At 43.9% G+C, this 9,350-nt stretch carries 10 protein-coding genes; all 10 read left to right on the top strand.

Annotated elements, in window-relative coordinates; genetic code table 11:
* Positions 1 to 95 precede the first annotated feature (95 nt).
* On the top strand, positions 96 to 1,109 hold the full coding sequence (locus NIE88_RS19575) for an SPOR domain-containing protein (RefSeq protein WP_253065028.1): 1,014 nt from the start codon (positions 96 to 98) through the stop codon (positions 1,107 to 1,109).
* Positions 1,110 to 1,296: 187 nt separating this feature from the next.
* Positions 1,297 to 1,983: a RadC family protein gene (radC, locus tag NIE88_RS19580; protein WP_290446606.1), complete on the top strand. Its 687-nt coding sequence runs from the start codon at positions 1,297 to 1,299 to the stop codon at positions 1,981 to 1,983.
* 114 nt (positions 1,984 to 2,097) lie between these two features.
* Positions 2,098 to 3,141, top strand: a complete 1,044-nt coding sequence (locus tag NIE88_RS19585; RefSeq protein WP_253065029.1) for a rod shape-determining protein — start codon at positions 2,098 to 2,100, stop codon at positions 3,139 to 3,141.
* 35 nt (positions 3,142 to 3,176) lie between these two features.
* The gene (mreC, locus tag NIE88_RS19590) at positions 3,177 to 4,055 is read left to right on the top strand and encodes a rod shape-determining protein MreC (RefSeq protein WP_253065030.1); all 879 of its coding nucleotides are present in this window, start codon (positions 3,177 to 3,179) and stop codon (positions 4,053 to 4,055) included.
* Complete coding sequence (gene mreD / locus NIE88_RS19595) at positions 4,052 to 4,567, top strand: rod shape-determining protein MreD (protein WP_253065031.1); 516 nt, start codon at positions 4,052 to 4,054, stop codon at positions 4,565 to 4,567. Before mreC ends, mreD begins: the two co-directional genes overlap by 4 nt.
* 133 nt (positions 4,568 to 4,700) lie before the next feature.
* The gene (minC, locus tag NIE88_RS19600) at positions 4,701 to 5,393 is read left to right on the top strand and encodes a septum site-determining protein MinC (RefSeq protein ID WP_253065032.1); all 693 of its coding nucleotides are present in this window, start codon (positions 4,701 to 4,703) and stop codon (positions 5,391 to 5,393) included.
* Between the two features lie 25 nt (positions 5,394 to 5,418).
* Positions 5,419 to 6,216, top strand: a complete 798-nt coding sequence (gene minD / locus NIE88_RS19605; protein ID WP_253065033.1) for a septum site-determining protein MinD — start codon at positions 5,419 to 5,421, stop codon at positions 6,214 to 6,216.
* 294 nt (positions 6,217 to 6,510) lie between these two features.
* A complete protein-coding gene (locus NIE88_RS19610; RefSeq protein ID WP_253065034.1) occupies positions 6,511 to 7,305 on the top strand; it encodes a M23 family metallopeptidase in 795 nt (264 codons plus the stop codon).
* Positions 7,298 to 8,137 carry a M50 family metallopeptidase gene (locus NIE88_RS19615; protein ID WP_253065035.1) on the top strand — a complete coding sequence of 280 codons (840 nt, stop codon included), beginning with the start codon at positions 7,298 to 7,300 and terminating at the stop codon, positions 8,135 to 8,137. Before NIE88_RS19610 ends, NIE88_RS19615 begins: the two co-directional genes overlap by 8 nt.
* A 68-nt stretch (positions 8,138 to 8,205) precedes the next feature.
* A complete protein-coding gene (locus tag NIE88_RS19620) occupies positions 8,206 to 9,345 on the top strand; it encodes a ribonuclease E/G (RefSeq protein ID WP_253065036.1) in 1,140 nt (379 codons plus the stop codon).
* The last annotated feature ends 5 nt before the right edge of the window (positions 9,346 to 9,350 follow it).

A 9,350-nucleotide genomic window follows, 5' to 3' on the forward strand; every position in this document is an offset into this window, starting at 1 on the left:
AAATTGTGGACAAGACGACAAATGTCTTGTCCATTTTTATGTTCGCTGTGCTAAGCTATTCGGAAGCAGAGTTTCGTTTCGTGTAAGGGGGATCGATGATCGATATGCCCGAAAAAAACAAAAAGACACCTCAAGTGACGATTATATTCAATGGGAAAAAACATACGATGGAAGAATGGACAAGGCGTGAAACTGCGGCAGATAAAGAGAAATCTTTGGACTGGAATGCCGCGTTTTCTGAAGATCATGTACCGGCGGATCACCACGCGCAACCGCTTGTCGATGAGGAAGCGTTTGTGAAGCAAAAACGTCTTATCTTAAAAAGAAAAAAGAAATGGCATCCGTCATCGAGAAAATCAGCAGGTCCGTTACCGACCATTCGTTTCATCTGGCTTCCGGCAGCAGCTGCTTTAGTGGTCGGCCTTGTGATCGGTCTGACAATGCTTATGATTTTCAACGAACAAAATCCGAAATCGAAAGACACATGGACAAGTGGCAACAATCAAGCACAGTCCAGCACAGACAGCTCAAGTGCTGTGTCGAAAAACGATCTGAATTTGTCGGTATATGTTGTTCAGGCAGGGCTTTTCAGTTCAACAGCTAAAGCAGAGCGGATTGCAAGTGAGCTCCGCAGCCATGGACCGGCTGCAGTGATGCCGGTTACAGGTGGAACGGCAATATTAGTCGGTGTCGCTCAGACAGATGCCGGAGCGACTCGTTTGCTCGACCATTTTAAGGATCAGGGCTTGACTGTGTTCAAAAAGAAAGTACCCATTGAAGCAAGTCAGGCGATTCTAAAAAAACAATCGCAGGCAGAGGCAGCGCTACACTATAAGAAGTTGATTTTGGAATTACTTTCCTTGATGGAACAATCGAAGAACGGCGCACATGCGGCAAATGCCGGCTCATTGAAAACAGCGGACAAGCTTTATCAACGCGCATCAAAAAGTGCGGACAATACAAAAGCAAAATCCTTGCTGAACCATGCAAGGATGGCACGCCAAGCGATTGGAAAAGTGTCAAATGAGAATTATGGCGCTCAATTTCTTGCGCTACAGCAGGAGCTTTTGAATTCACTTATTGACTATAATCATTTCATCCATCCATAATGTTGGAAAAATTTAATTTACACGGTTTTTCTATTTTTGTGACATAAACGTGGAGTCTATGTCGAAAATATTGAGCGACAGCCTGCAAAACCTTCACATTTTTACTGTTTTTTATTCTGCAGAGTTTTTAGAAACAAGATATGCTGTATCTTAACAGGCATTGCGATGCAGAATGGAGGAATTGAAAATGGTCAAGAATATAATGATGAAGGATGTACCTCAGGAGGATCGCCCGAGAGAACGTTTAATCCGTGAAGGTGCGTCTTCTCTTTCCAGTCAGGAACTGCTGGCCATTCTTTTACATTCGGGCACAAGGAACGAATCCGTTATGCAGCTTGCTGAACGTCTTGTCTGCCGTTTTGAGGGTTTGGATCTGCTCCGGGAAGCGAGCATTGAAGAATTGAAACAGGTCAAGGGTATTGGCACAGCAAAGGCGGTTCAGCTGCTGGCAGGATTTGAGATCGGACAGCGCATGGCGAGAATGGTCCACGATTCCCGCTACGCGATCCGCTCACCGGAAGATGGTGCAGATTATGTCATGGAAGAATTGCGTGTTTTGAAGCAAGAACATTTCGTCGCATTATTCCTCAATACAAAAAATCAGGTGCTGTATAAGAAAACGATCTTTGTCGGCAGCTTGAACGCGTCAATCGTTCACCCGCGCGAGGTGTTCAAGGAAGCAGTCAGACAGTCAGCTGCGGCGATTATTTGTTTTCATAATCACCCAAGCGGCGATCCGACGCCCAGCCGTGAAGATATTGATGTTACCAAGCGTCTTGCTTCATGCGGCAAGATGCTCGGTGTCGATGTTTTAGATCATATCGTAATCGGTGATCAGTGTTTTGTCAGTTTAAAACAGAAGGGCTTACTTTAATGACTAGGAAGTGAACAGATTTTCCGGTCATTTCGCTTCCGCCCCTATAAATTCAAGTTCAATTAAGATATAATCAAGTGTATGAGTTTTGCAACCTGAAGGGAGATTACATAGATGTTTGGCGGATTTTCTAGAGATATGGGCATAGACCTTGGTACGGCGAACACTTTGGTGTATGTAAAAGGAAAAGGTGTTGTCGTCAGAGAGCCGTCTGTTGTTGCTCTGCACACGGATACCGGTTTGATTGAAGCGGTAGGAACTCCGGCTAAGAATATGATCGGACGTACGCCGGGCAACATCGTAGCGGTTCGTCCGATGAAAAACGGTGTCATTGCGGATTTTGAAACAACAGCGACGATGATGAAATATTTTATAAATCAAGCGCAAAAACAGCGCTCAATATTTTCGCGCAAGCCTAATGTCATGGTGTGTGTGCCGTCGGGAATTACAGCCGTTGAAAAACGCGCGGTAGAAGATGCAACGAAGCAAGCCGGTGCACGCGAGGCCTATACAATTGAGGAACCATTTGCGGCCGCAGTTGGAGCAGATCTTCCCGTTTGGGAGCCGACAGGAAGTATGGTTGTCGATATAGGCGGAGGAACGACCGAGGTCGCGATTATTTCGCTCGGCGGAATTGTGACCAGCCAGTCGATCCGAATTGCCGGAGATGATATGGATGAAGCGATTATTCAATACGTAAAGAAAACCTACAATCTGATGATCGGCGAGCGTTCAGCGGAATCATTAAAAATTGAAATTGGTTCTGCCGGAGGATCAGAAGAGATGGAAAATACAAAGATGGAAGTGCGAGGCAGAGATCTTTTGTCGGGACTTCCGAAAACGATCGAAGTATCAGGTAAGGAAATAGCTTCAGCATTGCATGATTCAGTAAATCAAATTGTTGAAGCAGTTAAAGTCACTCTTGAAAAAACACCGCCTGAACTTGCCGCAGATATTATGGACCGAGGTATTGTTTTAACCGGGGGAGGAGCACTTCTGAATAATTTGGATCATGTGCTCAGTGATGAAACCAAAATGCCGGTTATTGTAGCGGAAAATCCGCTTGATTGTGTTGCAATCGGTACTGGTCGTTCATTAGAAAACCTGCCTTTAATTCGTTCAAAGGCGAATTCGATTTCCGCGGCCAATAGAAAATAATTCAGCTCAAAGTTAATGATTAAGCAGGTGTCTGTATGCCTTCATTTTTTTCAAATAAAAAATTAATTGTCCTCTTGACCAGCCTGATTGTTCTTATTGCGCTCATCAGCTATTCATTAAAAGAAGGTACGCGCGCAACATGGATCGAACAATTTGTTCAGGATGTCGTTGGAGGGTTTCAATATGTTGTCAATGTGCCCGCTCGCTATGCAGCGGGTTTCTTTCAGAATGTCAATGATATTGAAAATGCTTATAAAGAGAATAAACGCTTAAAAGAAAATCTGGCAAATTATGCAAGTGTTGAACAGGAAAACAGAGATCTGACTTCGCAAAACAAGGAACTGAAAGCACAGCTGGATTTGAAGAATGATCCGTCTCTCTCTGATTATACAAAGTATTCGGCTACATTGATCGGTCGTTCGTATGATCAATGGAATCAGCTGCTTACGCTTGATAAAGGAAAAGTGAACGGAATTAAGAACGGCATGCCGGTCATTACTTCCGGGAAGCGCCTGATTGGCAGAATCTCCAAGGTTGGCAATTTTACAAGCAAAGTCTCGCTTATTTCCAATGATCAAAATGTCAATCAGATATCAGCGATGATTCATCCGAAAAATGGTGGCGCAATCTTTGGTATGATTGAAGGCTATGATCAGAACAAGGGAACACTTCTTTTCGGCAAAATACCGATCAAAGCAAAAGTTAAAAAAGGACAAGAAGTTACGACATCGGGCCTGAGCGGTAAATATTCACAAGGACTTGTGATCGGCACCGTAACAAGCGTGTCGACCGATCAGTATGGACTCACAAAAACCGCTCAGGTGAAGCCAGCGGCTGATTTGGATCATTTAAACTATGTGCTTGTTATTGATAAAAAAACACAGGTCTCCTTTGACGGGGGGAAGGGGAATTGAAGCAGAGCAAAATCTTCATCCTTCTCTTCCTTCTTTTTCTCATTCAGGGGACTGTGATGCCGCTCTTCCCTTTTAACCGTGTTGGAACAAATATCCAGATCGTTCCTGAATTTGTCTTCATTGTGCTACTCATGCTTACCTTTTTCGGATCACCGAACTGGGGATTAAAATATGCTGTTTTGTTCGGTTTTTTAACTGACATTGTTTATGCTTCGGTGCTCGGTGTTTATGCATTCTGCCTAACACTCACTGTATACTTGGTGTATGCGATTTCCAAATGGGTGAATATGAACATTGCCATGACTGTTCTTCTTACTGTTGCCGGTGTCTGTATGTTGGAGTTTGGGGTTTACGTGGTTTATCTAATGATTGGCGTGACCGATCAGCAGTTTGATTTATTCCTTCAATTCCGTCTTCTGCCTACAATATGCTTAAATGCAGTTTTTACTATGCTTATTTATTATCCGTTCAGGCGTTTTTTTGAGAAACTCTCGGACGGGATTGGAAAATGAATCCGATAAAGCCGATACATTAATCGTCAGATCTTTTTTATTTTTACTTTAATTGTTTTGAATCTGTTCCATTTCTATGAAGGATTTTGCCCTTCTCATATTGAATATCAAACATATCGAGGTGAAAATCCCGATGTCAGCCACTCAGCCACTTATAACGATGAAAGGCAGGAAGGACGGCCTTGTACTCGTTATGGATGAAGCTTGTGCTTATCGTGATTTGGTGCGTGAACTCAAAGAAAAACTAGCGGCGAATACCAACCTATATAAAGAAGGTCCCGTTATTTCAGTTAAAATTCAAGCGGGAAATCGGTATATCAGTGCGGCTCAACGCGATCAGTTAAAAGAGATTATTCATTCTTTTGACCATCTGAAAGTTGACGATATTCAATCGAATGTGATTACTCTTGAAGATATTGCAAAGAAAAAGGCACAGGAAAAGATCGTACCGATCGCTCGAATTATTCGATCCGGGCAGGTGCTTTCGATTGAAGGGGATCTGCTTCTTATCGGCGATGTCAACCCGGGAGGAACAGTTTCAGCAACCGGAAACATTTATATATTCGGAGCGCTTAGGGGTGTCGCAGCAGCCGGATCAGCCGACGACAGAAAAAGTGCGGTGATTGTCGCTTCAATAATGAAACCGACACAACTCAAAATCGGACAGGTCATCAGTCGAAATGAAAACAATACGATTGACGAAATGAAAGAGGATCACTTGCTTGAATGTGCCTATTTGGATGAAAAAATCGGAAAAATTGTTATCGACCGAGTGCATGCTGCATTAAAGAAGCGGAATCTGTCATTCGCACTTGAGAAGTTGTAAGATTTATGAAAAAGGGGTGTAAACGATGGGGGAAGCAATCGTTGTGACTTCAGGCAAGGGCGGTGTCGGGAAAACGACGACATCCGCAAATGTCGGCACAGTACTGGCCTTGCAGGGAAAAAAAGTCTGTCTGGTGGATACGGACATTGGTTTGCGCAATTTAGACGTTGTTATGGGGCTGGAAAATCGTATTATTTATGACCTTGTCGATGTGGCGCAAGGTCGCTGTAAGCTGAATCAGGCACTGGTCAAAGATAAGCGGTTCGAGTGTCTCAGCATGCTTCCTGCAGCTCAAACAACAGACAAGACAGCGATCAAGCCAGCTGAGATGAAGAAAATGGTTGATGAATTAAAATCAGATTTTGATTATGTAATTATTGATTGCCCGGCCGGAATCGAACGCGGTTTTAGAAACGCAGTTGCAGGTGCAGATCACGCGATCGTTGTGACAACACCGGAAATATCATCGGTACGTGATGCAGATCGAATTATCGGGTTGCTGGAGCAGGAGAAGCAGATTACACCGCCGCGATTAATCATCAATCGCATTCGACAGCATTTGCTGAAAAGCGGAGAAATGTTGGAAATTGATGAGATCATGAACATTCTGGCCATTGATTTGCTCGGTATTGTTGTCGATGACGACGGTGTGATTTCATCGTCAAACAAAGGTGAGCCTATCGCACTCAATCCATCGTCAAAGGCTGCTCAAGCTTATCGAAACATCGGCAGACGCATTTTGGGCGAGACGGTGCCGCTCATGGTGCTTGATGAGAAAAACAGCTTTTTCCATCGCTTTAAATCGTTGCTCGGCATGAGATAATTGTTAAATAAAAAAGCGACTGGCATGCGGATATACATCTGCGCGTCAGTCGCTTTTTTCTACAAGAAAAGTATCGAGAATCAGCGGATGCCTAGTATAAAAAAAGCTTGGCCAGCATCAAGAATCGGCTTTGTCAAGCTTTTCTTTACATGCTCATAATTTCTCCTTTGCCGGCATACAGTTCTTTTAGAAGGCAAGTCCAAAGAGATAAAATCTATTGAACTGTGTACCATCAGCCGTATCCGAACATATCGATTAAAAGAAAAGCGGACAAGTGCGGAAAGGAAGCCGACGATGAAGGACTTTATGGATTATAAACGTAGACATGAGCAACGTAAACAAAGAAAATTAATGATGATGCAGGCTGCACCTAAACCTTATATGGAGTACAAGCATGGGAGCGGCAGGCGCAATGACGCAGCGTCTTACTATGAACCATTTGACGAGCAAAATCAAACGCCCGTGCATCATACGCGCCGATTCCTGTTCCAATGTGTCATCTCTGCTTTGCTTGTCGGTTCCGTATATGGGATAAATAATCATCAGGGAAGTCAATTTCAGGCCGTTAAAGGTTCAATTAAAACGGCGATGACGCAGGAATTTCAGTTTGCTGCTGTTTCTGATTGGTATGAGAAGAATCTAGGCGATCCGATCAGCTTTTTACCAAATTTTAAAAGTGACTCGGTCAAAACTGCAAACGGAGGAAGCACGGGTACGGATGAAGTGAGTAAAACATCTTCTTTTGCTGAGCCGGTTGTCGGTGAAGTGAAATCACCCTATAGCAGTCAATCAAAGGGTGTTACCGTTGAAACCACGTCGCATTCTGAAGTCAAGGCAGCAAAAGATGGTCTCGTTGTTTTTGTCGGGAAAAAGAAAAATATTGGCGAAACGGTCGTTATTCAGCATAAAGATAGTGATGAATCATGGTATGGAAAATTGGACAAAGCAAACGTAAAGGTGTATCAGGAGGTGAAAAAAGGTCAGAAAATCGGCATTACCTCCGAAAAAAACAAAAAAGGAACCTTCTACTTCGCATTGAAAAAGGGTGAAAAATTTATCGATCCCATTCAGGTGATGTCCTTTGACTAGTTTACTGCCGAAAATTAGAATACATCCGGTGTTTTGGCTGGTTATTGCTGCCGGCACACTGACTGGTCATTTATGGGAAACAGCGATCGCGTTTCTTATTGTCTTTATTCATGAACTCGGCCACGCCGTTGCGGCAAAAGGGTTTGGCTGGAATGTCATTGAAATCGAGCTTCTGCCTTTCGGCGGTGTTGCAAAGCTTGATGAGCATGAGGCACATCCGTTTTATCAGGAATTTGTCGTTTTTCTTGCTGGTCCGCTTCAAAATGTTTGGCTGCCGTTGCTCTCATACGCAATGCTTCGTCTGCCGTTTTGGGGAACGGAGCAGCATCAGTTGTTTTTGGCACAAAACAGTGCATTGCTTCTTTTTAACCTGTTGCCGATTTGGCCCTTAGACGGCGGGCGGCTTTTGCATGTATTGCTGGAGATTGTTTACCCGTTTAAACCTGCCTATAAAAAAATGCTTTATTTTTCAGCTGCTGCTTTATTACTCTTCAGCATCCTTACCTTTTGGCGTTATCCGTTTTCGATTAACCTTTGGGTGATCGTACTCTTTATCCTGATTGCGCTCTATAAAGAGCGGCGCGTGCTGCCGCTTCGGTTTATTCGCTTCCTGCTCGCGGTTTCAAGTACAAAGTATCGATTTGCTCGATTAAAGCGACTGCGGGTATCAGGAGACACACCGCTTTCTAACGTTTTCTCTCTCTATTACAAAAATGCGGAGCACCATATTCATATTACGGGGATAAAGGATTCCGATATTGATGGGAAAGAACTGGTAGATAAATATTTCAAAGGCGGCTGCGATGGTGATACAATCAGTGACTGCCGCTAACCGCTTCGATTTGCACCGCTTAACCGCATTTGCGATAATGTGAATGAATGCGGAAAGATGGTGTTATTGTGTCTGAGAAAACCGTGACTGTAGTATTGGAAAAAGAAAATAATGGCATACGTGCTGCTTTTCTCGAGAACGGGATTGTTGTTTCCTTTTATTTTCAATCGAATGCAAACGATGTTCGAGTCGGTGACCTTTTCATCGGCCGGGTGCTGAATAATCGTTTTAGCCAAGTAGGCTGGTTTATCGACCTTGGCGATGGACAAAGCGGTTTTTTGCCGCATCATAAACAGCGTCCGGATCACACTGTGAAACCAGGCGATCGGATCCTTATACAGGTTGATAAGGAGGAGCGGGACGGGAAGGTGCCGGAGTTGACGGAGCAAGTCCAGATTAAAGGGAAAAGGCTGATCTTTCTGCCCTTTAGCCCTTATGTTGCTGTCTCAAGACGTCTCCCGGAATATCTGCGCGAGCGTTTAAAAAATATAGTGTCGGATTGGTGTGCCACCGGTGAAGGTGCTATAATCCGCACACAAGCAAGCGAACAGAATGTTGCCGCAATTCAAAAGGAATTTAATTCATTAAAAGAAAAAGCGCGTGTCATCCTTCGCGCTGCCGAACATGTATCTTCGGAAAAAAGAATCTTGCGCCAGTATTCATTTGCTGCTGCGCTTTTAAATGAAAATCATTTTCCACCAAAGAGCACGGTTATTGCCAATTTTTTAATTGATCAAGACGAGCTTCCGCCAAATACGACATTTATGTATAAAGAACATCAGGATCTCTTTCGTTACTTTAATCTTGAATCAGCCTACAAAGCTGCGCTACGGCCCTATGTTCCTTTTGAATCCGGGGCATCATTAATGATCGAATATACAGAGGCACTCACGGCAATTGATGTGAATTCAGGTTCAATGGCTATCCGCAGCAATTGGGAGGAAACAGCGCTTCATATTAATCTGGCGGCGGCTAAAGAAATCGCCAGACAGCTGCGGCTGCGACAGATCGGTGGAATGGTCGTCGTTGATTTTCTTCGTATGGAAAAGGATGAAAATCGGCAGCAATTGCTTCATAAACTTGAATGCTTAACGAAAAACGATCCGAACGCCGTACACGTATTCGGATTCACCCGGTTGGGCCTTGTAGAGCTGGTTCGCAAAAGACAGCGCTGCGGTGTTTGTGATCGATTCATGAAGACAGAGTAGTAAGT

This window comes from Sporolactobacillus shoreicorticis, assembly GCF_024125445.1.
Classification (GTDB): Bacteria; Bacillota; Bacilli; order Bacillales; family Sporolactobacillaceae; genus Sporolactobacillus; species Sporolactobacillus shoreicorticis.